1 protein-coding gene is annotated in these 408 nt (G+C 40.4%); it reads right to left on the bottom strand.

From position 1 onward, the window contains the following. Positions 1-225, bottom strand: a 225-nt coding sequence (locus HR9077_RS00845) for a PAAR domain-containing protein (RefSeq protein WP_136064165.1), incomplete at its 3' end; no start/stop codon positions are given. Positions 226-408 lie beyond the last annotated feature (183 nt).

Here is a 408-nt window from a genome sequence, read left to right as displayed (position 1 = left end):
CATCCGGGCTGCTGGCTTGCCATTGATTTTAACGCTTCCGGATCCTGATTTAATACTATCCGGAGGGCCAATACATACCAACATATCGCCTTTACGCGCAGCTGGCATACCACCAATTAAGACGTTACCAGAGCCAGCAACCACAGGGCCTCCAACATGAGGAACGGTACCCGTGGTTTTAGGACAAATGTGCATGTGACCAATTGTAGCGGCGGGCTTACCCATTATGACTCCTTGTCTTATTAATACTTATGCAACAGCATTATTGCATTTACAGTACTGTATTATTCAAATAAAGGAATAATTAACAGTTTACTTTGTGAAGTTAAAATAGATAATAGCTCTATTAATTCAGCTTGATTATAATCAGCAAGTGCAACCGAACTTTGCATTACATACTGATATAAA

The organism is Modicisalibacter radicis (assembly GCF_900961225.1).
GTDB lineage: Bacteria > Pseudomonadota > Gammaproteobacteria > Pseudomonadales > Halomonadaceae > Modicisalibacter.
This window is presented reverse-complemented; position numbering and strand designations above follow the sequence as displayed.